The sequence below is a fragment of the Marinococcus sp. LNHM5E3-2.1 genome, assembly GCF_056034365.1.
The window spans coordinates 752,894-775,058 of record NZ_JBQLIB010000001.1 but is presented as its reverse complement, the minus strand read 5'-3'; the positions used below and the strand labels follow the sequence as shown (position 1 = coordinate 775,058).

General features: G+C 53.3%; 18 protein-coding genes. 1 reads left to right on the top strand and 17 read right to left on the bottom strand.

The features are described from left to right. Window positions 1-164: 164 nt before the first annotated feature. Entirely contained in the window at window positions 165-1,082 is a 918-nt protein-coding gene (locus tag ACTRXH_RS04030; RefSeq protein WP_474279362.1) for a chemotaxis protein, read from the bottom strand. 139 nt (window positions 1,083-1,221) lie between these two features. Between ACTRXH_RS04030 and ACTRXH_RS04025 the strand changes: the two genes are divergently transcribed. Next, complete coding sequence (locus tag ACTRXH_RS04025; RefSeq protein ID WP_474279364.1) at window positions 1,222-2,205, top strand: zinc-binding dehydrogenase; 984 nt, start codon at window positions 1,222-1,224, stop codon at window positions 2,203-2,205. A gap of 138 nt (window positions 2,206-2,343) precedes the next feature. On the opposite strand, the gene ACTRXH_RS04020 is transcribed toward ACTRXH_RS04025, so the two are convergent. From ACTRXH_RS04020 to ACTRXH_RS03945, 16 genes are all read right to left on the bottom strand, one after another. Continuing rightward, the gene (locus ACTRXH_RS04020) at window positions 2,344-3,147 is read right to left on the bottom strand and encodes an ABC transporter ATP-binding protein (protein WP_474280698.1); all 804 of its coding nucleotides are present in this window, start codon (window positions 3,145-3,147) and stop codon (window positions 2,344-2,346) included. Window positions 3,148-3,159: 12 nt separating this feature from the next. Further along, the gene (locus tag ACTRXH_RS04015; protein ID WP_474280696.1) at window positions 3,160-3,450 is read right to left on the bottom strand and encodes an iron-sulfur cluster assembly accessory protein; all 291 of its coding nucleotides are present in this window, start codon (window positions 3,448-3,450) and stop codon (window positions 3,160-3,162) included. Between the two features lie 80 nt (window positions 3,451-3,530). Continuing rightward, window positions 3,531-3,866 (bottom strand): cyclic-phosphate processing receiver domain-containing protein, encoded by a 336-nt coding sequence (locus ACTRXH_RS04010; RefSeq protein WP_079476470.1) that lies wholly within the window; start codon window positions 3,864-3,866, stop codon window positions 3,531-3,533. Between the two features lie 43 nt (window positions 3,867-3,909). Continuing rightward, window positions 3,910-7,611: a dynamin family protein gene (locus tag ACTRXH_RS04005; protein WP_474280694.1), complete on the bottom strand. Its 3,702-nt coding sequence runs from the start codon at window positions 7,609-7,611 to the stop codon at window positions 3,910-3,912. A gap of 64 nt (window positions 7,612-7,675) precedes the next feature. Beyond that, window positions 7,676-8,902, bottom strand: coding sequence for an EAL domain-containing protein (locus tag ACTRXH_RS04000; RefSeq protein WP_474280755.1), 1,227 nt, complete (start codon window positions 8,900-8,902; stop codon window positions 7,676-7,678). A gap of 129 nt (window positions 8,903-9,031) precedes the next feature. Further along, window positions 9,032-9,940 (bottom strand): homoserine O-acetyltransferase MetA, encoded by a 909-nt coding sequence (metA, locus tag ACTRXH_RS03995; protein WP_474280692.1) that lies wholly within the window; start codon window positions 9,938-9,940, stop codon window positions 9,032-9,034. Window positions 9,941-10,079: 139 nt separating this feature from the next. Further along, window positions 10,080-10,907, bottom strand: coding sequence for an ammonia-dependent NAD(+) synthetase (gene nadE, locus ACTRXH_RS03990; protein ID WP_474280690.1), 828 nt, complete (start codon window positions 10,905-10,907; stop codon window positions 10,080-10,082). A gap of 21 nt (window positions 10,908-10,928) precedes the next feature. Continuing rightward, entirely contained in the window at window positions 10,929-11,249 is a 321-nt protein-coding gene (locus tag ACTRXH_RS03985; protein WP_474263368.1) for a hypothetical protein, read from the bottom strand. After that, entirely contained in the window at window positions 11,233-11,700 is a 468-nt protein-coding gene (locus tag ACTRXH_RS03980; protein ID WP_474279374.1) for an acyl-CoA thioesterase, read from the bottom strand. Before ACTRXH_RS03980 ends, ACTRXH_RS03985 begins: the two co-directional genes overlap by 17 nt. Further along, the gene (locus ACTRXH_RS03975) at window positions 11,675-14,038 is read right to left on the bottom strand and encodes an AAA family ATPase (RefSeq protein ID WP_474280688.1); all 2,364 of its coding nucleotides are present in this window, start codon (window positions 14,036-14,038) and stop codon (window positions 11,675-11,677) included. The genes ACTRXH_RS03980 and ACTRXH_RS03975 overlap by 26 nt, the downstream gene beginning before the upstream one ends. A gap of 195 nt (window positions 14,039-14,233) precedes the next feature. Continuing rightward, window positions 14,234-16,972, bottom strand: coding sequence for an aconitate hydratase AcnA (acnA, locus tag ACTRXH_RS03970; protein ID WP_474280686.1), 2,739 nt, complete (start codon window positions 16,970-16,972; stop codon window positions 14,234-14,236). A gap of 214 nt (window positions 16,973-17,186) precedes the next feature. Then, the gene (locus ACTRXH_RS03965) at window positions 17,187-17,624 is read right to left on the bottom strand and encodes a DUF1694 domain-containing protein (protein WP_474263360.1); all 438 of its coding nucleotides are present in this window, start codon (window positions 17,622-17,624) and stop codon (window positions 17,187-17,189) included. Window positions 17,625-17,642: 18 nt separating this feature from the next. After that, a complete protein-coding gene (locus ACTRXH_RS03960) occupies window positions 17,643-18,155 on the bottom strand; it encodes a CcdC family protein (RefSeq protein WP_462867003.1) in 513 nt (170 codons plus the stop codon). A gap of 100 nt (window positions 18,156-18,255) precedes the next feature. Then, a complete protein-coding gene (locus ACTRXH_RS03955; protein ID WP_474280684.1) occupies window positions 18,256-20,043 on the bottom strand; it encodes an ABC transporter ATP-binding protein in 1,788 nt (595 codons plus the stop codon). Continuing rightward, window positions 20,043-21,794, bottom strand: coding sequence for an ABC transporter transmembrane domain-containing protein (locus ACTRXH_RS03950; RefSeq protein WP_474280682.1), 1,752 nt, complete (start codon window positions 21,792-21,794; stop codon window positions 20,043-20,045). The genes ACTRXH_RS03955 and ACTRXH_RS03950 overlap by 1 nt, the downstream gene beginning before the upstream one ends. Before the next feature lie 62 nt (window positions 21,795-21,856). Next, window positions 21,857-22,081, bottom strand: coding sequence for a YneF family protein (locus tag ACTRXH_RS03945; RefSeq protein WP_022792130.1), 225 nt, complete (start codon window positions 22,079-22,081; stop codon window positions 21,857-21,859). Window positions 22,082-22,165 lie beyond the last annotated feature (84 nt).

The window sequence follows — 22,165 nt, the reverse complement described above, 5'->3', positions numbered from 1 at the left end:
TGAAATGACGCATCCTAAAATCGCTCCTTTTCGTTAATGTTGTTATAATGTAATTCAAATTATATACCGTTGTTATAATACAGTCAACGGTTATTTCTTAATTTTTTCGAATTTTTTATAAAAAAAGCCCCTCTGCTTGATCGCAGAGAGGCTCTATCGACGGTTCAGCGGGCGGCAGCAGCGCGGATGCAGCCGTCGATTGTTTTTACCAGTGTGTTAATTTCGGGCTTGCTCACCTGGGCATCGGCTCCGACTTTTTCTCCTTTGTGAAACAAATCCGCGGTAATCAGAGAGGAAAAGATAATGACTGGAAGGCTGCGGAGGCTTTCATGGTCCTTGATTTTTTTCGTCAGATGATGGCCATCCATCTGCGGCATTTCAATGTCTGTAATGACGAGATCCGGCAGGTTTGCCGCGGCATCGTCTGCCAGCAATTCCTCCAGATACTCGTACGCTTCCCGGCCGTTTTCAAAGGAGCGGTGCTGTTTGTAGCCGGCTTCTGCGAGTGTATCGACAATCAGATGCTTGAGCACCGGCGAGTCCTCTGCAATTAATACGGTCGTGTTTTCCCGGTCCGGCCTGTACGACGGCAGGTGCTGGTCAAACAGGGTGTCCGGGGAAATGTCGCTGATGATTTTTTCGTAATCAAGCAGAAAGACCATGGCGTGCTCCATTTTTACAATACCGATGGAGCGTGCTTCGAGTCCCTGGGACAGGGCATTGGGCTTTTCAATATCCTCCCAGCTGATACGGTGAATACGGGATACTTCTTCGACATGAAACGCTACCTTCACCTGATTCAGCTCGGCGATAATGTATTTGTCATGCCGGACGTCGTCCGCCCCGTCGTGATGGAGCACTTTTTTTAAGTCGATCACCGGAATCACTTCATTGCGCAGCCGGACAATTCCTTTGACGTGCTCGTGATGGTTGGGCACGGGAGTAACCTCCACCTGATGAATGATTTCGCGGACCTTTAACACATTGATGCCGAATTGACTGCTTCCGACGGAAAAAAGAACGATTTCGAGCTCATTCGTCCCGGATTCTAATAAAATGTTTTTTTCGCTTGCTAAGGACATGCCATTTCCCCTCCTGGTCTCTTTACTTTATATATCGGTCCCTGCCATCAGGTATTAAAGGCATCCAGTCAGGAGTTTTTATTTTTAGATGTTTTTGGCTCGTACGCGGAAGGTATAGGAGTGACAGGAGGCTGATAGAATGAAAGCACTTGTGATAAATGAAGCCGGAGACCCCGGCCAGTTAAAGGAAGCAGACATCGACATGCCGGAGCCGGAAGCTCATGAGCTCCGCATTAAAGTACATGCTGTGGGCTTAAACCCGGTCGATTATAAATTAATGGCGTCCCCTCTACCGGAGTGGTCTTTTCCTCATGTTTCGGGACTGGACGTGTCCGGGGTGATCGATGAAGTCGGCGCGGACGTAACCGATTGGTCAGTCGGAGATGAAGTGTATTATCACGGAAATATGACGAAAGACGGCGGATTTGCTGAATTTACCACCACCCGGGCGGATGTGGTTTCATCGGTGCCGAAAGGCCTGACGCATGTGGAAGCCGCGTCAATGCCAACGGCCGGCTTTACGGCCTACCAGTCGCTGTACCGGAAGGCCCCGCTCCGTCCAGGACAGACGATCATGATTCAGGCCGGATCCGGCGGTGTCGGCAGCTTTGCAGTCCAGCTTGCCAAGCATCTCGGCCTTACGGTCATTTCCACCTGCTCGAGCGAAAATGCGGACTATGTTAAAGATCTGGGCGCCGATCATGTGGTGGACTACCGGAGTGAAAATGTGGTGGAGGAAGTACACAAATGGACGGACGGCCGCGGCGTCGATGTGGTACTTGATCTGGTCGGACAACAAACAGCTACCGAAGCACTGGATTATCTTGCCTTCAACGGTCATTTGATTGCTGTTGTGGCATGGCCGGATCTTTCCCACTACGTAGCGAAAACGCTCGCCCCTTCGATTCATGAAGTGGCGCTTGGATTTGTGTACCGTTCCGATGACGAAGCGCAAATTAAAGATCTCGGTTTTATCGCCCGGGAGCTGGGAGAACTGGCTTCCCAGGGAAAGGTGAAGCCTTCCGTAAGCCGGACCGTCAGCTTCAGTGAGATTCCGGATGCGTTAAAAGATATGCAGGATGGTCACACACGAGGAAAAATCGTGGCATCGTTCGAGGCATAAAATGTTCCAGGGCCCTTTCTCTTATCAGAAAGGGCTTCTTTTTTAGTGATTTTTCTGCTCTTTATAATTGTGTTTTTTCATTTTAATAATAAATACGGTAATTGAAATTTTTATTATTAACCGAACAGCTATGTCCGGTTACCGGCGTGTTGTCGCTCCACCGGTAATAAACCATGGCCGCTGCTCATGCCATTGAATGCTTCCGTTCACGTCAAATGCAGTTGAAACTTCGCGATCCGTCAGGACGTTTTGTTTCTTTCCATCCGCCTGCACCCGGCCGTTTTTCATAATTGTTGCGGCTTCCACAGCTCCCGGCAGTTCTTCGAGATGATGAGTTACATACAGCACGGTCGGCGCATCGGGATGCTTCAGCGACGCTTCAAGCCCTTCGATCAGTTCTTCTCTTCCCTTTACATCAAGCCCGGTGCACGGCTCGTCAAGCAGCAGCAGCTTCGCTCCTGTTGTCCAGGCCCGCGCAAGCATCACCCGGCGCTTCTCCCCCTGCGAGAGCGCTGCATACGGCACGTCCCTGTACTGTGAAACCCCAAACGTGTGCAGCGCATTCTCTGCCCGTGCTGTGATTTCTTCCGGTGCCTGCTCATAAATACCGATGCTCGCAAAATAACCGCTTAACGCGACATTAAAGGCGGTTTCCCCAGCACGGTGCTGGTACTGATCATCCAGGGCATTGCTGACGATGCCAATTTCCCGGCGGAGGTTCTGCATGTTCACCCTGCCGTGACGGCCAAACCAGGTGTGCACTTCTCCTTCAGTTGCCCACACCTGCCCTAAAATTGCCTGCAGGAGTGTGGTTTTGCCGGAGCCGTTTAAGCCGAGAAGCGCCCGGTGCTCGCCTTGATTGACCGTAAACGAGACGTCGTCAAGCCGGACCCGGCCGTTGGTTCGTATGCTGACATTTTTCATCTCCACTAAACGCTCCATCGTCTGGCCTCCTTACGCTTCGGTGTGTTCATACAAATGAATATTGTTTGCGATTGTCTGATTTTTGTTTTTCAGCATCCATTTAAGCGTGGGATGATAGTCGAGCACCGGCGATGGCTCGATCAGGTGCAGGGTATCTTCATCGGCTGCCCGGACTTCCGGCGAGGTTCCAGGTGAAGCGTGCAGCTGGAATTCCTGAAGCCCCTGGCACCCGCCCGTGAATTCATAGGCAATCGTGATTGTCTGGTTGTCCCCGAGGCGGCGGATAGCTTCCGCTGCCCGGTCCGTTACGTTTATCTGCATAGCTTGTGCCTCCTTTGATTCTGTCCATTATAGCAAAGCTTTTCCCAGTATAAAAAAAAGAAGCCCTGAAAGGCTCCTTTTTAGGCATTCAATGGAAGCGGCCGGTGCAGAATCTTCACTCGTTCAGGAAGTTCCCCGGACTTGCGTGCTTCCATCAGTCTCCGGTACATCCGTTTACCGCCGACTGCATTGGCTGAGTGTATAGTAATCTTTGAAGGTATAATTTGTTTTTCAAGTAAATACAGCACGACGGAAAAACCATTAAAATACTTTGTTCCCAAATCGTGGTCAAGCGACAGATGGCTGACATCAGCCGTGTTTTGCAGTAATCGCATACATTCTTCAGCTGTTTTCACTAATACGTGATTATCCGGAGACTGTCGGACGTCGTCTAAAAAAATATTTGTTCCGTTCATGTCCCCATCCTTTATCTTACAGAGTAATTGTAGTATAACACACTTACTCTCTCTGTCCAACCAGCCTCCGGACCTCTGCTTCAAGCTGGGCCCATTCCCGTTCGGTTTCTCCCGTTTTTTCCTGTCTGAGCCACTCCGCCTGCCGTCGGGAAGCCGCCTCCCACTCAGCGGTGCGCTGCTCCCACCGGCCCCGTGCGGATGCCTCAGCCCATGCATAGACGTCTTTTTTTACGGTCTGCAGCTCTTGTTCCACCACGGGACGCAGCTGTTGCTCCAGCACTTCACGGTACACCTTGTTCTGCCCCTTCATGAAAAAATCATAGTGGGTCAGCGTCTTCCACTCGCCTTCAACTGCTTCTGCGATCGCCGGCACCTCCGGCGGGGAGAATTCGATTGGTGGAAAAGCCGTCTGCTCCCCCGAAAATACGTAACGGAAAGAGTCCGGAAGCTGCTTTCTCCAATACTGCTCTTCTTCGTTCATGGTACGGTGCATCCACTGCTCAATCCGGGCGGAGGTAATCCTTGTTTCCTGTATGAAGCGCTGCAGCACCTGCTGGACCGCCTCTGTCGTTTTCCGGCGAAGCTGGGAGCGAAACGACGACTGCTCGTGAAAGTAAGCCCGCGAAAACCAAAACTGAAATTCCTCCCGGTAATAATAAAACAGGCGCTGGCGCACGTAAAAAAACAACTCCTCCGTTTCCTCCGAAAGCCGCTTTTCGATGCGCTTCCATGATTCCGTCCATTTGTCCTGCGCGGTGAACTGCTCCAGCCGCGCGATGTCGCTTTGCCTTTCCTGCTCCTGTTCGGCATCCGTCCGCCCTGCCTCCGCCCGTGTCCGTTCCACATAGTCCAGGACCTCCGCAGCTTCCCGGCTGCCCTCTTTCATCACGGTCGTTTCAAGCGTAGCGGAAAGAAACTGCTCAAATACGGCCTCGAATCCTTCCAGGCCGCCAGCCATTTTGTCCTGAAGCGATACTTTCCCGGAAATGGGCAAAACAAGTGGGTCGTGAATGCCAATCGCGGCCAGCTCCTCCCGGACGTACCGGAGAACCTCCTCGAGCTCCCGCCTGCCGGCAGCCAGATCCGCTGCATTAACTAAAAAAATGAGCTTATCATAGGAAAATGTCTGGTTCACCGCAGCCAGCTGTTCCAAAAACGCTTTGTCCCCGCGGGAAAACGCATGGTTGTAATACGATAAAAACAAAATAGCGTCCGCCCGCTTCATTTCCTGAAACGAAATGTCCGCGTGCCGCTGATACACAGAATGTATACCGGGCGTATCGACGACCTCCATCCCTCTGCCGGTCCACCTCGTAGAAAGATAAACATCCGCCCGCTCGATCATCATGGCGGCCTCTTCGGCACCCGCGGCCTGCTGAAAAGCTTCCAGGGAAACCGTTTCCGGTCGGCCGGCACTGCTCTCTTGCTTTTTATAGGACGACACGTACTGATCAAGCATCCTTTTTTCTTCCTCCCGCATGGCGTCGAACGCAAGCGGCTCCAGATGCTGCTGCTCGAGTTCCGTCCGTTTCTGCTTTTCTGCTTTCTCCGAACGCTCCTGCAGCTCTTCTTCATAGGCGGCGTACCGGCTGCTCCATTCCGTCACATGCGAAAGGCGCACCTCGAACGGAGCGAGCAGGTCATTCATGTCCTGCAGGACGTCGGCCTGCTGTTTATAGTAAATCACCGCGCTCCGGTCCGGGTGCCGGCTGTCCGGCGCTTTGATATGAGTAATGGCTGCTGTGGTCGGATTTGCCGACACCGGCAGTACTGTTTCTCCGGCCATGGCATTGGCCACGGTGGATTTCCCGGCGCTGAACCCGCCGAAAAAAGAAACGCGGAACGCCTGCTCCCGAAGCCGCTGGGCCCGGGCATCAAGCCGCCGGGCAAACCCTTCAAGTGGTGCATACGGCTGTATGAGCCGGGCCAGCTTCTGCCACTTATCTGCCGCTTCCTCCGGGTCCGGGCGGGTTTCCCGCTCCCCACCGGCACTGTCCAGGTAATCCCGGTACCATTCCTGCACCGAATAGACTTCTTCCCCCGTCGAAGAAGCCACAGCCTGCGTGACTGGCTCCCGCTCTGACGGCTGCGCCAGTGGAACGGCCTCCTGGGCCCACCGCTGCTGCAAGGCCTCCAGCAGTTCTTTCACCCGGTAAAATTCTTTTCGCCACGCTTCATAAGCCTCCCATGCCTTTCGATGGGCTGCCGTTTTTGTTTCCTGCCGATGAGCTTCCGTCTCCTTATGGGCACGGACCTTCTCCAAAAACAGCGGCATCCAGTCTGCGAGCTGCCGGCGGTAGGCCGTCTGCATTTTTTCCTCCAGCGTGCGGCAGTAGGTTCTCGCATAGGCCTCGGTGAGACGTGCCCCTTTGTTTTCCGCTTCCTCGAGCATCGCGGCGTCTGCGCGCACCTCCATGGCCTCAATAGCAGCTTCCACTTCCGGATCTCTGCCGGCGTATTGTTCGGCCGTCTGCTTCATATCACGTTTTAAATGATTTTCGAGTTCATTTTTAATGTTTTCATTCAGCTCTTCCATCACCCGTGCTTCGCGTTCCTTACGCACTCTTGCTGTTTTTTGCGTCCCCAGCCAGCTTTTCACACGAAAGGTGACAAGACGGGATTCCAGATACGCATGCACGGCTGCCCGGGTGTGATAAGGCATCAGCTTGGCCCGGGCAAAGGCATCAAGAATGGTCCGGCGCATCGCTTTTTCCGCCTTCGTTTCCCAGTGCCTGAACTGTCCGGCAGCTTCCTGATCGGCCTCGAGTGCGTCATACAGGAATCCCGGTGTGGAAAACATCTCCCAGATGTGCTGCACGTCTCCGTCCGGCTCTACGGCGGCAAGACGACTCCGCAAATGGGACACAGTGATATAATAAGACCTCGAGGCGCATGTCTGGCGGATATGCTCCTTCCGCTCCCCGGAATCTTCCGGAAGCATTTTTTCCCGCAGGGTTTTCCAGGATTCAGCGGTCCGTTCTGGATAAAGAGCAGACACAAAGAAAATAGCCCCGTACTCGATCTGCCTCCGGTCCAGGCTCTGACGGATCCGGTCCTGGTAAGCCTGAAATGAAAGCTCTTCCTCTTCATGCTTATCCACCTGGTTGACGATCAGCGACGGGCGGACGTACTGCTCGTTCAACTGCTGCAGAAATAAAAAATTTTCTTCCGACTCCACCTGCTGGTAATCGGTGACATAAAACAGTTCATCCGCTATCATCCATTCCGACTTCGCCGCCCGCTGATGAGCGGCTTCGGTGGAATCGATACCCGGCGTGTCAAAAAGCGTCACTCCCGGCGGCAGCGGTAGATCCGGATGCTTCACCTCCACCCGCTCAGTCTCTCTGGCCATCATCCAGGTGTTCGTCCAGTCCTCCGGAGGTACAGCGGCTGTCTGGCCGCCGGTGGTAACCTCGTAGGAGACAGTGCTGCCGGTTGTAAATGAAACGATATTTGCACTCGTCGGTACCGGGTGGGCCGGCAGCCATTCTCCGTGCAGCAGCTGGTTGATAAGCGTGCTTTTGCCGGCAGAAAAATGGCCGCAGACGAGGACATGGTATGCCGATGCGCTATTTTTCGCCTTCAGCCGCTGTAGGTCCTTCTGCTCCTCTTCACCCAGCCCCGGCATGGCCCGCACCTCTTCCAGACCGCCGGCGACCGCTGCCTGCGAAAACGTATGCCGGGAGAAAAAGCTCCGGACCGTGTCGTTGTTCCATTGATACATATCAAGACTTGGCCGCTGCACTGTTACCGCGCTCCTTTTTATGTAAAAACGCCGCTCCCCCCACAGCAGGAGAAGCCGGCGCTGTTTACAGCAGATAATCTTTTTCATACAAAAACGCGTAAGGAATGTCCACAAACACGTACAGATCCTCCGTAATCGGATGGGAATACGTACGGATCATTTCATCGCTGTGAAAATCCGTATACATATCGGACAGAATTCCCCGCTGTTCAAAATTCATGCGTACAATGTTTTCAAGGAAATACGGGCGCCAGCTCCAGTTGCGGTTGCGCTCCTCGGTCCGGTATTCCCACGCCTCGCCGTTCTGGCGCGAGGCGTTTCCGGAAAGCTGATATCCTTCCCCGTCGCACACATACACCCGAAAGCTCATTTCCTCGAGCGACTCGGCGGTTTTCAGCGTCCATCCGTCAATGTCTTCCATCACATCCACGTGCTTGAGCCGGGCATTCAGCCGCTTGTTCAGCTCGGCGGTAAGCTGAATCTGAGCTTCAATTTTTTTGCGTTCCACATCAATGAAATGGTGAATATCTTTTTTCATCCGTTCCTGAAACTGATCCTTTTCAATGAACGTCTCTTTCGGCTTGTCGAGATAAAATCCCTGGTAGTACCGGGCGCCGTTGCGCCAGGCATAGTTCAGCTGATTAAACGACTCGATTTTTTCAAATAAAAGCGAAGCCCCAATCTTTCTCGACAGCGTCGATAACGAATGCAGTACGTCCCGGTAAATGCTCGGCACTGCAAAATTTTCAGAAAACGTCACGTCCACCTTCAGCACATTAGGCTTTAAATAGGCAATCTGCTCCAGATGAATCGCTTCCTTGCCGAGATTGTCAATCGCAATCGACAGCCTGGCGCTCTGGGCATACTGCATAAAATGCTTCAGGCGGGAGAGGTCCTGCTGGAAATCCGTCGCCTTCAGCTCCAGGCAGATTGAGGTCGGGGCTATGCCCCTTTCTTCGTACCCGAGTAGAAATTCGACCAGGCCGTCTCCCCCGTCCCCCAGAATGGTGGCCGCATCCACGTTCAAAAAGATCATGTCTCTCCGCTCCCCGGCTACAAATGTCTCCAGGGCAGCCTGGTGCACGGCACGGTCGATTTCCTGCTTATATTCCCACGGCACGTTCGGGTCCCGAAAGCAGTCTTCCAGCGTTTCGGCAGTCCCGTTATCGTTCCCGAAGCGGCCGAGTACTTCATACGCAGAAATTTCCAGCTTATCTGCACTCAGTATCGGCTGAAAGTATACCATGATCCGTTCTTTGTTCATCAATACGTCTAGCGCATCCAACTCCATCACCCAATCTTCCGCTCTCAGTCTTCGGCGGCTCTGCCAGTTTTTCACTTCTTACTGTTCGCATACGCGTCTATTATATCATCTTTTTTCCGCCGACTGAAAAAACTGTTTCCAAAATTGGAAACAGTTTTAGGCAAAATCGAACGGCGTTTCCTGATAGACATAGTAGTTCAGCCAGTTCGTAAACAGCAGCGTCGCATGGGCGCGCCACATTTTCAGCGGGGAATACAGATGATTGTCCTCCGGAAAGTAGTTTTCCGGCACGTCTGTCCCGAGACCGCGCCGCATATCACGTTCAAATTCATCGCGCAGTGTTTCTGCATCGTATTCGCTGTGGCCGGTGACATAAATCCGTTTGCGGTCCTTCGTCGCTACAATATACAGCCCGGCTTCGTCGGATTCCGACAGAATGTCAAGGTCCGGACAGGCCTCCACGTCCTCCCGTCTTGTTTTCGTGTACCGGGAATGCGGCACATAAAACTGATCGTCGAACCCGCTCAGAAGCTTTTCGTTACCGCCGTTAATGTAGTGCGGATACACGCCGAACTGCTTTTTCGGGAGCGGATGCTTATCGATGCCGTGGTGGTGATACAGGGCGGCCTGGGCGCCCCAGCAGATGTGCAGCGTGTTCGTGACGTTCTGGTCGCTCCAGTCGAGAATACTCTGCAGCTCTTCCCAGTAGTCCACTTCTTCAAATGGGATCTTTTCAAGCGGTGCTCCGGTGATAATCATGCCGTCGAATTTTCTGCTCCGCACTTCATCAATCGTTTTATAGAACGACGACAGGTGCTCACGCGGTGTATTTTTGGAGCGGTGGGTATCCGGGTGTAGAAAGGATACATCCACCTGCAGCGGCGTATTACTGAGCATCCGGAGAATCTGGGTCTCCGTGCGTTCCTTTAAGGGCATCAGGTTCAGAATGACGATTTTCAGCGGGCGGATATCCTGCAGATAGGCCCGGCTTTCGTTCATGATGAAAATATTTTCTTTTTCCAGCGTATCTTTGGCCGGTAAATAGTCAGGCACTTTTATAGGCATGCACTATCGTACTCCTTTAGCGTATTTCGGTGTTCTCTCCTTTTCTTTCTGTTATCTGTATATCAAACATTGCGCCCGGCGTCCAGTCATTCCGCATTGGTAAAAACGGATGGCCGCAAGGGACCATCCGCAGACGCTTTTATTCTTTCCACCATGTATCGTATAACGTTGCCGGCAATTCCCGTTTATGGGCTGTCCTGTTATACATGCCCACCAGCCGCTCGTGGGCTTCGGTATCGATGCTGCGGCCTTCGAGAAAGTCGTCAATCTGATCGTACGTCAGCCCAAGTGCTTCCTCATCCGGAAGGCCCGGCCGGTCGCTTTCAAGATCGGCGGTCGGCACTTTTTCAAACGTCGATGCCGGTGCTTCAAGCTCGCGCAGCAGCATTTTGCCCTGGCGCTTGTTCAGTCCAAACAGCGGTGCCACATCGCAGGCGCCGTCCCCGTGCTTCGTATAAAAGCCGGTGACCGCCTCTGCCGCATGGTCGGTGCCGAGCACCAGCAGCCCTTCAGCTCCGGCAACATCATATTGGGCCTTCATCCGCTCCCGGGCCTTTGTGTTGCCTTTGATAAAGTCGGACATAGTCGTTCCGAGGGCCTGTTCAAACGCCTGCACGGACGCGTCCACGCCCGGCTGCACGTCGATCGTATACGTTTCCTGCGGCTCGATGTATTCGAGTGCTTTCGATGCATCGTCTTCATCATGCTGTTTGCCGTACGGCAGACGGAGCGCGACGAATTTAAACGGCACGGCCTGCTCGGTTTCAAGCTCGTCCACAGCCATCTGGGCGAGCTTGCCGGCGAGCGTCGAATCCTGGCCGCCGGAAATGCCGAGAACAAAGCCTTTGGCTCCGGCCTGCTTCGCGTATTCTTTTAAAAAGTGCACCCGGCGTTCGATTTCCTGCTTCGGATCAATCTCCGGCGTCGTCTGCAGTGCTTCAATAATTTCATTCTGCGTTGCATTCATAGTTCGTGCCTCCAGATTAAATTATTTGTTTGAACGGGGAGCCTGGATACCAAACCGCTGCATCTGCGTCCACTGCTTTTCCTCGGACAGAATGTGCGCTTCATAGTCCCCCAGCAGGTCAAAATGCGGATAGTCTTCGCGGTAATGGATCCATCCGGCCTTCAGCCCGTACTGTCTGCCCCAGCGCGCAAGTGTTTCCACATCCCGGCAGGAGGCTTTTGTGACCGTATCACAGTCGGGAAAGCGCGGGTCATACCAGTAATGCGTCAGCAGGGCTACTTCGCCTGCCGCAGCCTTTCGTTTCCAGGCTTTCAGCTCATGGGCTTTAATGCCAAACGCCATCGTCTCCACCACCTTTGGCAGATCCGGCGGGTGTTTGCCCCGCCAGCCGGTTGTAGGCCTCATGCCAGTCCGGCAGTGCCCTGCGGATGGCCACCGGCTTAAACGTTTCTTTACGGACGCACACGTGGCTTGAAAACGCCCGGATGCACGTCTCTCCTTTAGCGTTAGTCACAATATACCCATATTTTACACGTACTCCGTCATAAGAATCAATCCACGTTTCAATTTCCACATCCTCGCCGTAGACGGCCGGCGTTTCGTAATCGATATCAATGTGAAGCACCGGGAACAAATAGCCGGCTTTTTCAATATCCGGATAATGAAAACCCATCTCTTTCATATGATGCGTACGTCCAATTTCGCACCAGACCACATAGGAGCCGTGATGGACGATGCCCATCTGGTCCGTCTCAGCATATCGTACTTCAATTGGTGTATGAACGCTCTTCATGTCCTTCTTCTCCTTCGGATTTCACTCGTACTTCAAGCGCATGCTTTACGTCTTCGGCCGTCAGCTCGTGTAGATTTTCATCGTTCTGCTCCGACTGGAACAGCCGGAAGGCCTGCTGCTGAAAGATTTCTTCAGCCACGTCTTCGGCGAGCCGGGCATTGCCATCCGTGTTGGAAATGGCGTACCTGCTTTCAAGCAGCTCGCGCGCTTCCGGCTCAAAATGATAGCCGAAGCGCTCGACCGAGCGCTCTGTAATCTCGGCCAGATCCTCGGGCGTATACGGCGGGAAGTAAAAGGTTTTTTTGAAGCGGGATTCAAGCCCTGGGTTCATTTCAAGCAGCTGCTGCATCGGCTCCGGATAGCCGGAAAGAACAACCACCAGATTTTCGTCGTGCTTGGTCATTTCTTCGACGAGCGTATCAAGCGCCTCCCGGCCGAAGTCGCTCCGCGAGCTCGACATCAGGGCGTACGCTTCGTCAATAAACAGGACCCCGCCGAGGGCTTCACGAACCTTCCGCTTCGTTTTCGCGGCTGTCTGGCCGACGTACTCGGCGACGAGGTCGCTTCGGCCCGCGACGATGCAGTGACCGCGCTTTAAAAACCCGTATTCCTTCAGGATGCCGGCATACACCTGGGCGAGCGTCGTCTTGCCCGTGCCCGGCGGTCCGGAAAAGACGGTATGAAGCTGGATCGGCACAGTCGGCGCCCCTTCTTCGCGGCGCTGCTGCTGTACGCGGATAAAGGAGGCAAGCTTTTTCATTTCCTGTTTGACGTGGTCGAGGCCGATGAAGTCATCGAGTTGCTGCACGGCGGAGCGTTTGTCCTTCGGCTGTTCGCCTTCCGGCTCCTGGATGTCATCAGCGGTCAACAGCGAAAAGTCGTCAATGCCGATATAGTCCTGGTTGCCGATCGCCGCCCCCTTCTGGAAAATGCTGTCGAGCACGATGTTTTTTACGGTCCGGCCGTTGCCGAACGTTTCGTCCACCTGTTCCTTTTCGATCCGTTCTTCGAGCACCCGTTTGCTTTCCTCGCTCAGGAAAAAGTCGTTTTCAAGTGCGACCTTTTCCCCGATTTCCATCAGCTCATCCATGCTGTAGTCGGGCAGATGGATATGGTTGCTTTCCGGAAACCGGCTGCGAAGACCCGGATTCGCGTGCAGAAACTGCCGCATTTCTTCCGGGTAGCCGGCCAGAATAACGGCGAACGTACCGGCGTACTCCCCGCTCGTCATCGCCGAGACCAGGGTATCAATCGCCGTCTGTCCGAAGTCGTTTCCGGCCATTCCTTCGCGTTTTAAGCTGTAGGCCTCATCAATGAACAGCACGCCGCCGACCGCTTCCTTGATCAGCGCCATGGTTTTTTCCTCGGTCTGACCGACGTATGAGCCGACGAGGCGGGAACGGTCGGTTTCAAGCACTTCATCACGCTGCAGCAGTCCGAGCTGATGATAAATTTTAGCGAGCAGGCGGGCGAGCATTGTTTTGCCCGTGCCGGGGTTGCCCGTCAGAATCATATGGAGGCTCCGTTCATCCTTCCACTGGTATCCCTGCTCCTTCCGCCGCTTCTGGTACTGCAGATAATGATACATGTTATGGACGCGGGCCTTCACACCGTGCAGGCCGATCATGTCATTCAGCTCTTCAAGCGGGTCGGCATACTCCTCGCCCACCTTCGTGAGTGAGCTCGACGCTTCGTTCCACTTTTCCTTCAGCTGCTCTACATGGCTGATCGCTTCTTTAATCTCGCGCACGGCTTCGGGCGAATAAAACGATCCCGACGCGGTGTCCATATAGGCCTGGGCGCTCGACGCCAGCCGTTCGCACGCCTGTTTGATGTTTTCAAGCAGAAACGGAAGCTCCCGCAGGTGTTCATTTTCCACCACGTTTAAAAAGTCCACGGTCAATTCTTCCGGATTCCACGTGTCAAGCGTATCATCAAGATACTGAATCATCTGTCGGCACTGCTCGCGCAGCTGTTCAGCCACGCGGTAGCGGGCCGATGCCGGATCCGTTTCGCGGAGCGGCGTCAGCTGGGTATCCAGAATATTTTCCTGAATGCTGTCGATCCGCTCCATCGGCCGGAGCTGCTGCAGAAGCGGCACCGAATCGTCAAGCTCCTCTGCTTTTTGCAGCCAGTTGCGGATCATCGGGTCAAACCGGCGCTGGTGCTTCCATCGGTCTCTGGCCATGAGCGCGTACACACGCGCGCAGCCGGAGGGCTGTTCGTTTTCCTCCAGTGTCCGGATGCACTCGTAGGCCCGTTTGACTGTGATATTATTTTCTTCTTTTTCCCATCTATCGATTATATCGTAAATGTTATTTTGCTCGTTAATTTGCAATAAAGGCACCCCCTATCGGGAAAAGGACGAAAATGAGTAGTCATCTTTATCGTATTCCCTGGTTGAACACGCATTAGTCCTTATTTTTATTATAAGAGGTTGATGAAGGTGTGACAAATTTTATCATTGCGGTATGTGAAATTTTAAACCTCTTTCAAAAGAAAACCCCGGGGAACCGGGGCCTTCTTCTAAACATTATTGATTGCGTTTTGCTTCTGCCGCTTCAAGGTTGTTGCGGAGAACCATCTGCAAAATACCACCGTGACGATAGTAATCCATCTCAACGTCACTGTCGAAACGGGCAACTACCTGGAAGGTAGTCGTTTTGCCGTCCTGATCAGTGGCAACGACGTCTATCATGTCATGCGGTTGTACGGTATTATCAATTTTTACATCGAATTGCTCTTCTCCGGTCAGACCGAGAGAATCAGCGTTTTCGCCTTCCTGGAACTGCAGCGGGAGCACGCCCATCAGCACAAGGTTACTGCGGTGAATACGCTCGAAGCTTTCCGCAATAACGGTCTTAATGCCAAGCAGGTTCGTCCCTTTCGCTGCCCAGTCACGGGAGCTTCCCATGCCGTAATCCTTGCCGGCCATTACAAGCAGGCCAGTGTTTTCCTCTTTATATTTCATCGCTGCATCATAGATGGACAGCACTTCACCGTTTGGCCAGTAGGTCGTATATCCACCCTCTGTGCCAGGCGCCAGCTGGTTTTTAATCCGGATGTTGGCGAACGTTCCGCGCATCATCACTTCGTGGTTACCGCGGCGGGAACCGTACGAGTTAAACTGTGCGGGCTTCAGTCCTTTTTCCATCAGGTAGCGGCCAGCCGGGCTGTCCTTTGCGATGGACCCTGCCGGAGAAATGTGGTCGGTCGTAACCGAGTCGCCGAATTTAGCGACAGCCCGCAGAGCGCTCAACGGTTTAATGTCTTCCGGCTCCTTGGACATTTCTTCAAAGAACGGCGGATTCTGAATGTACGTGGAATCATCGTCAAAGTCGTACAGCTGCGCATTTTCGTCCGATTGCAGCTCGTTCCAGCGCTCGTTGTTGTCAAAGACATTCTCGTACTCTTCTTTAAAGAGGTCCGGAGACACGTTTTGCGTGATAAAGTCTTTGATTTCCGTCGCGGACGGCCACAGGTCGTTAAAGTATACGTCATTTCCGTCTTTATCCTTGCCGAACGAATCACGGTACATATCAAAGTCAACTGTGCCGGCCAGCGCGTACGCTACAACAAGTGGCGGCGATGCCAGGTAGTTGGCTTTGACGAGCGGGTGAATCCGTCCTTCAAAGTTACGGTTACCGCTCAGTACGGATGATACGAGCAGATCGCTGTCTGTAATCCCTTTTTCGATCTCTTCGAGCAGCGGTCCGCTGTTGCCGATACACGTGGTACAGCCATAGCCGACCAGGTTAAACCCGAGATCGTTCAGATACGGCATCAGGCCGGAATCGTCAAGATAGCGGGTAACAACTTTGGAACCTGGAGCGAGAGATGTTTTGACGTATTCCGGTACTTCAAGCCCTTTCTCCACCGCGTTACGGGCGACAAGGCCTGCACCGATCATCACGTATGGGTTGGACGTGTTCGTACAGCTTGTGATAGCTGCGATGGCAAGCGCCCCGGTTTTCATCGTCGACGTTTTGCCGTTTGGATGTTCGATAGTCGCTTCGTTGTCGATCTCCTCCGGAGACAGGCCGAATCCCTGGTTGCCGGCTGGAGCCGTAAGCGCATCATTGAACTGTTTTTTCATGTCGGATAAAGTAATCAGGTCCTGCGGGCGCTTCGGTCCGCTCAGGCTTGGTTCAATAGCCGCCAGGTCAATTTCAATCACCTGGGTGAACTGCGGTTCTTTTTCGGATGGATCAAAGAAGATGTGGTTGTGCTTGCAGTAGTCTTTTACAAGCTGCACATGCTCTTCATCGCGGCCGGTCAGGCGCAGATAGTTGAGCGCTTCTTCGTCAACCGGGAAGAACCCACAGGTCGCGCCGTATTCCGGTGCCATGTTGGAAATCGTCGCCCGGTCAGCAAGCGGCATTTCCGCCAGGCCTTCGCCGAAGAATTCCACAAATTTGCCGACAACGTTCGTTTCCCGGAGCTTTTGGGTAACGCGCAGCGCCAGGTCTGTCGCTGTCGAACCATTCGGCAGGGAGTTTACGAGACGAACGCCGACCACTTCCGGTGCCGGGAAGTAGGATGGCTGCTGCAGCATGCCCGCTTCCGCTTCGATACCGCCAACACCCCAGCCAAGGACGCCAAGGCCGTTGATCATAGTCGTGTGGGAGTCCGTACCAACGAGTGTATCCGGATACGTGTCCACTTCGCCGTTTTCTGTTTCTTTTGTGTGTACGACGGAAGCAAGGTACTCCAGGTTCACCTGGTGCACAATGCCTGTAGCCGGCGGTACAGCGCTGTAGTTGTTAAACGCTTTGGTTGCCCAGCTGAGGAGCTTGTAGCGCTCTTCGTTTCTCGAAAATTCAAAGTTCATGTTCTGGTTTAACGAGTCATCAGTACCGTAACGGTCCACCTGTACTGAGTGGTCCACCACAAGATCAACCGGAATTGCCGGGTCGATGACATCCGGGTCTCCACCGAAATCATTCATTGCTTTTCGAAGCGATGCAAGGTCCACGACTGCCGGAACCCCGGTAAAGTCCTGAAGAATAACGCGGGATGGTTTGAATGGCACGTCATACTTGGAGCCTTCTTCCGATCCCCATTTTGCTAAGCTTTCTACGTGTTCCTGTTTAATTACGTGTCCGTCCAACTGTCTTAGTACAGATTCGAGCAGCACACGAATGGAATATGGCAGCTTCGACACATCGCCGACTCCTGCATCCTGAATAGCTTTAATGTCGTAATAATAATACGTTTTGCCATTCGATTCAAAAGCCTTGCGAGCATTGAATACGTCTTGATTTTGAGCCATATGTACCCCTCCTTCTTGATCTATTATACAACAATCCAATAACGTTGTCGAAAAAGTAGATGAGGATAAGCAGAAAGGCCTGCAACTGTATTACTTCACTGCCGCCTTTCCTGATCTGTTTCTCGACCCACTTTCATAGAATAGCAAAACTTTCCTCAAAGATAAATATTTTCGGATAAAAATTCGGAAAACGCTTGCCTCTTTTTTTCGTTTGTCAGATTCCGAGCAGCTTTTTCCACCACGGTTTTTTCTCTCCTGCATCCGGATTTCCGGCATCTGCTTCCGGTTCATCCTCGGCAAACACGTCCTCGCGGTTAATCGCGGTGTCGGACGTGACGACCAGTCCGTACGTGCCCTCCGGATCGTCGTGCGTGACGCGCCGGTAGGGAACGCGCCGGGTTTCGGCTGCTTTCCGGTACGGCCGCAGCGCCTCAAGGCTCAGATGGCCGTCGACGAGTACTTCCTTCGCCTTACGGTCGTGCATTGCATTCAGCACTTCCTGGCGTATTCCTTTTTCCATCACCTGTTTTTTTGTCAGCGCCAGAATGACGCGTTCGCGGTACGTATCAAGATACAGACGCCGCTCCGCTTCATTAGGCAGTTTCTTTCCGTGTATTTCATTTTGAAGGTGTTCGTTTACATCATTGGACATGGGCACTTCTCCCTTTCATTAGGATGAATGACGGGAGGGTACGGAGCTGTCAGGCTCCGGCTCCCGCTGAAGAACCTTTTCGAGCTGTTTGTATTTCACGGCCATGTAGACGCGCCACGGCACGAGCATGGCAAATGCCAGCAGAAAGAACATTCCGGCAAGCACTGCGGGCTCAATCGCATCGCCGATGATCAGCTTAATGATCGTCCGCACAATTAAGAGGCCGACCAGAATGAATGAAAAAGCTTTGGACCGTCGAACAAAAATCCGGCGTTCCCTTATTTCAAAAGACGTGGTGGCCATCAGCAGAAAGGAGAAAACAAACCCGACGAGAAGCGCCTCGCCGACCTCAAGCCCGGTCGGACGGGCCGGCGGGTAAACAAACATCAGCGCGCCCGTCGCCATGAAAAACGGCGGCAGCACGATTTTTTTGAATGTCGCCGGCTGCTTAATGGCTTTCATACGGATGACGATCACGACAGAAGCCATAAAAAAGGCCGTGAGGGTCGTAATAATCAGCAGTGTACTCACTTCGGCCGCCTTCCTTTCTATAAAAATAGGGTGTATCACATGAAGGCTTTCCTGCCTTTATGATACACCCCGAAGCGGCGGCCCGCAATTGTTCCCTCTTTTACAGCACCTCTTCATTTTCATGCTGCAGCCGGTACATTTTTTCATACAGTCCTCCGGAGGCAAGCAGCTCCTGGTGCGTCCCGCGTTCAGCAATTTCACCCTGATGCAGGACGATAATCTGATCGGCGTGCCGGATCGTGGAGAGCCGGTGGGCAATCATGATGGTCGTCCGGTTTTCCAGGAGGCTTGCAAGCGCCCGCTGGATAACTGCTTCACTTTCGCTGTCGATATTTGCTGTTGCCTCATCGAGTACGAGCACCTTCGGGTCATGGGCGACGGTCCGGGCAAACGTGATCAGCTGTTTTTCCCCATTCGAAAACGAGCTCCCCCGCTCTCCCACCTGTTCGTCGTACTGGTCCGGGAGTGCTTCGATAAACTGATCCGCCCCGACAAAAGCAGCCGCCTGCCGCACTTCCTCGTCGCTCAGCCGGTGGTTGTGCATCGCAATGTTTTCCCGCACCGTGCCGGTAAACAAAAACGGATCCTGCAGCACGAGTCCGACGTGACGGCGCAGTGCCTCTTCCGGCCAGCGCTGCAGGTCCTTGCCGCCGAGAAAGATGGTGCCGGCATCGTGTTCATAAAACCGGAGCAGCAGGTTAATGATGGAGCTTTTACCGCTGCCGGTATGGCCGACAATCGCAATCGTCTCGCCTTCTTTTACCGACAGATTAATATCCCGGAGGACCGGGTGCTCGCCGTCATAGCTGAACGTCACGTGATCAAATTCGATCTCTCCGCTACGTGAGGCTTCTCCAGTCTGCCGTCCCCTGGTCACTGCTGCCTCCTGACCGGTCACATCCATTAAATGAAATACCCGGCCGGCGGAAACAATCGACTGCTGATACAGCGACATCTGCTGCATGATTTCATTCACCGGTTCAAAGAAACGCTCAAAATAGTTGACAAAGGCATAAATCACTCCGACCTGTACGGCCCCTTCCATGGATAAAATGCCAAAATACGACAGTACGCCGACAAGAGCAAGCACCGACACGAGGTCGATCGCCGGGCGAAGCAGCAGGCCGTCAATTTTCATGCTTTTCAGACCGGCTTCGTAGTGGGCATCATTGATCCCGGAGAATTCCCGTTTCATCCGGCTCTCCTGCCGGAACAGCTGTATCACCGACATGCCCTGCAGGCTTTCATTAATTTTCGTGTTCAGCCGGCTCAGCTTGCCGCTCATTTCCCCGTAGTACCTGGCGCTGTAACGGCGGTAGAGCATCATCAGCATAAGCAGAAGCGGCATAATCAGTATCGCGGCTGCCGCGAGGCGGACATCCAGAAAGAACATGGCGATAAGCACCCCGGCCAGAAACACCCCGTTCTGGATAAAGGTCGATAGCACTTCCATGTACAGCTCCCGGATCCGTTCGGTGTCGTTGGTTATCCGGCTCACGAGCGCCCCGGACGGTGTCTGGTCGTAAAAACGCATCGATGCGCCCTCGACGCTCGAAAATACGTCAACACGAATCTGCTGGATGCTTTTCAGCGCAATGCGCTGAAACCAGTACGTATGAAAATACACCATCACCGCGGAAAGAACGGTGGCCGCTGCGAAAATGGCCGCGAGCCACGCCAATTCATCCGCCGGAAATACTCCCGGCGTCACGTAGCTGTCAATAAAGACCTTTACGAGATACGGACTGAGAAGCTCCGCGCCGACGCCGATCACAAGAAACGTACAGGCAAACGCCAGCAGCTGTTTGTGGACACCCGCGTACTTTAACAGCCGCTTCACGATCGCCCGCTGCTCCTGTTTGGTTAACACTTTATCCTCGTGCAGCATCAGCGGTCCCCCCTTTCCACCTGGGCCTTCAGTTCTTCTCGCTCCACCATTTCTGCATAGATGCCTCCGGCTTCCATTAAAGCACGGTGAGAGCCGTTTTCAATGATCGTGCCGTGCTCCATCACCCATACCGCATCCGCTTCTTTTACCGTGCTCATGCGGTGCGTAACAATAAAGGTCGTTTTCCCCTTCCGCTCCTGCTTCAGCGCTTCAAGGATCTGCTGCTCGGTGTTTGCGTCCACAGCGGACAGGGCATCATCGAGGATGAGAATTTCCGGATTCTGCAGAAGAGCCCTCGCAATCGAAATCCGCTGCTTCTGGCCTCCGGAAAGAGTGACACCGCGCTCCCCGACAGCTGTCGCGTACCCGTAGGGAAGCGCCACAATATCGTCATGAATGGCTGCGAGTCCGGCCGCACGCTGAATGTCCTGCTGGGTGGCCTCCGGGTTGGAGAAGGCGATATTGTCCGCCAGCGTCATCGAAAACAAAAAATGCTCCTGCGGCACATTTCCGAATGCTAGGCGGTACGTATCCAGATAATAGGCCTCCGCCGGCGTTCCGCCAATTGTAATGGCTCCGTCCCCGCTTTTCAGCTCCCGGAGAAGCAGCCGTAAAAGTGTCGTTTTCCCGCTACCGGTCCGCCCGACGATCCCGATGGTCTGTCCCGGCTGCACGGACGCGTGAATATCGTGCAGCGCGCTCGTTTCCGAACGCGGGTAATAAAATTCATCTATATCTATCTGCACCGCCCCGGCCGGCACGTCCTGCACTCCGGCTTTCTGGTCGGTAATGTCAGTCCGCTCGGCCATCAGGTTACGAATGCGGTCGTACGACGCGTGCCCGCGTTCAATAATGTTAAAAAACCATCCAAACGCAAGCATCGGCCAGATCAGCATACCCAGATAAACGCTGAACGTCGTTAACTGCCCGATGGTAATCGTTCCGTCGTTCACATATCCGGCACCAAAGCCAATCGCGAGCAGATAGCATACACCGATGATAAGGGTGATTGTCGGATCAAACAGGGCGTCAATGCGGGCGACTCGCTCGTTTTTGTCCACAACGTCCCGGGACTGCTCATCAAACGCTTCGATGTCTTCCTGTTCGTACCCGAACGTTTTTGTTACCTTCACGCCGGAAATGCTTTCCTGCGTCCGGTTGTTCAGCTGCGAAAAGGACTGCTGGGCAGCGCCAAACCGCTGATGAAGCAGATGGCCGTACCAGCTTGTTAACAGAGCCATCAGCGGCATCGGCAGAAGCGTAATCAGCGTCAGCTGCCAGCTGATGCCGATCGCCATGGCCAAAACGACGAACCCCCCCATGACGAGCGAATCCACAATCGTTAAGACGCCCTGCCCGGCCATCATCTGCACCGCGGTAATATCGTTGGTGGCGTGTGCCATCAGATCCCCCGTCCGCTTCCGCCCGAAAAAATCACTGCTCATCCGCGTGAAGTGCTGATACAGATTGTAGCGGAGCGTACGGCCGAGATGAAGCGAGGAACCGAAAATCATAATACGCCAGACATACCGGAGCACGTACATACATATCCCTGCTGCAACCATTGCCCCCATCCAGCCGGTCAGCATGCCCGTCGTCAGGCGGCTTTGTTCGATCGCATCGACCACCACTCCGACCACATACGGCGGCAGAAGAGAAAGCAGGGCCACAATAATGAGCAGCAGGATCCCGAAGCTGTACTTGAACCGCTCCTGCCAGAAAAACCAGCGCAAATCCCAAAAAGCGCGCATCCGTCTCATCCTCTCTCTATGGATAAAAAAGCACCCTCTAGAAGCTAGGAGGGTGCTGATCGTTATTTCTTATCTTGTTGTCGCTGCATTGCTTTCATCATTTGGTTAATCTTCTTCTGGGATGGGTTCTGCCCCATCTGCATCATCATAACGCGCAGCATTTGTTCATTAATAGGAGGATTCTTTTTCAAATAGTTCATCATCGTTTTTCTTGCGATAAAGAAACCGATGGCTATACCAACTAGTAAAATGACAATGCCGATAATTGTTAACCATAGCCAGCCCATGTGTCTTACCCCTTTCCCGAATACCTAACATATATGTGTGTGTTGTTAGCGTCTCTAGACAGACCTTGTTTATTATAACGCATT

What these genes read in the sequence shown, in the direction of transcription:
- ACTRXH_RS04015 (WP_474280696.1), bottom strand. Translation starts at nt 3,450, where the DNA reads ATGCAGATAAACGTAACGGACCGGGCAGCGGAAGCTATCCGCCGCCTC.
- ACTRXH_RS04020 (WP_474280698.1), bottom strand. Translation starts at nt 3,147, where the DNA reads ATGGAGCGTTTAGTGGAGATGAAAAATGTCAGCATACGAACCAACGGC.
- ACTRXH_RS03980 (WP_474279374.1), bottom strand. Translation starts at nt 11,700, where the DNA reads ATGAAGAGCGTTCATACACCAATTGAAGTACGATATGCTGAGACGGAC.
- acnA (WP_474280686.1), bottom strand. Translation starts at nt 16,972, where the DNA reads ATGGCTCAAAATCAAGACGTATTCAATGCTCGCAAGGCTTTTGAATCG.
- nadE (WP_474280690.1), bottom strand. Translation starts at nt 10,907, where the DNA reads ATGAATGCAACGCAGAATGAAATTATTGAAGCACTGCAGACGACGCCG.
- ACTRXH_RS03955 (WP_474280684.1), bottom strand. Translation starts at nt 20,043, where the DNA reads ATGCTGCACGAGGATAAAGTGTTAACCAAACAGGAGCAGCGGGCGATC.
- ACTRXH_RS04000 (WP_474280755.1), bottom strand. Translation starts at nt 8,902, where the DNA reads ATGGAGTTGGATGCGCTAGACGTATTGATGAACAAAGAACGGATCATG.
- ACTRXH_RS04030 (WP_474279362.1), bottom strand. Translation starts at nt 1,082, where the DNA reads ATGTCCTTAGCAAGCGAAAAAAACATTTTATTAGAATCCGGGACGAAT.
- ACTRXH_RS04010 (WP_079476470.1), bottom strand. Translation starts at nt 3,866, where the DNA reads ATGAACGGAACAAATATTTTTTTAGACGACGTCCGACAGTCTCCGGAT.
- metA (WP_474280692.1), bottom strand. Translation starts at nt 9,940, where the DNA reads ATGCCTATAAAAGTGCCTGACTATTTACCGGCCAAAGATACGCTGGAA.
- ACTRXH_RS04025 (WP_474279364.1), top strand. Translation starts at nt 1,222, where the DNA reads ATGAAAGCACTTGTGATAAATGAAGCCGGAGACCCCGGCCAGTTAAAG.
- ACTRXH_RS03950 (WP_474280682.1), bottom strand. Translation starts at nt 21,794, where the DNA reads ATGCGCGCTTTTTGGGATTTGCGCTGGTTTTTCTGGCAGGAGCGGTTC.
- ACTRXH_RS03945 (WP_022792130.1), bottom strand. Translation starts at nt 22,081, where the DNA reads ATGGGCTGGCTATGGTTAACAATTATCGGCATTGTCATTTTACTAGTT.
- ACTRXH_RS03965 (WP_474263360.1), bottom strand. Translation starts at nt 17,624, where the DNA reads ATGTCCAATGATGTAAACGAACACCTTCAAAATGAAATACACGGAAAG.
- ACTRXH_RS03985 (WP_474263368.1), bottom strand. Translation starts at nt 11,249, where the DNA reads ATGGCGTTTGGCATTAAAGCCCATGAGCTGAAAGCCTGGAAACGAAAG.